This window comes from Bacillus salacetis (assembly GCF_003581585.1).
Classification (GTDB): domain Bacteria; phylum Bacillota; class Bacilli; order Bacillales; family Bacillaceae_B; genus Rossellomorea; species Rossellomorea salacetis.
On record NZ_QXIR01000099.1, the window covers coordinates 1 to 389 of the forward strand.

Consider the following 389-nt stretch of genomic DNA (forward strand, 5'->3'; position numbering starts at 1 on the left):
TCTCGTCTTGTTCAAACCCTTTTAATAGATTAATAAAGTGCCTTTCAAGATAGTCTTGATGAAATCGTTGGGATGAACAGCCGTTCACAGCGTAATATTTCTCTGCCAGCCTACAAACCCAACGATTGATTTCTTTGGTTCCGTTGGAGCCTCGTCTCTCCAAGCTTCGTTCATACCCTAGTACATTACCGCATTCTCCGCAATACAAGTTCTCTGTAAAAGAAGAATTTTTATGCTGGTCTTTAGAATACTTTTGGTAGTTCAGCTGCTTGAAGGCTTCGCTGCGTTTTTGGATAATGCTTTGTACCTTCTCCCATTCTTCCGGGGCAATAATAGGCTCATGGTGGCCCTCAATATAATACTGGGGTAACTCCCCTTCATTAGGAGCA

Annotated in this window: 1 protein-coding gene; it reads right to left on the reverse strand. The window is 42.4% G+C overall.

Annotated features, from left to right (window positions below):
• The coding region (locus D3H55_RS23770) for a recombinase zinc beta ribbon domain-containing protein (RefSeq protein WP_205685526.1) at positions 1-389 on the reverse strand (389 nt) is incomplete at both ends.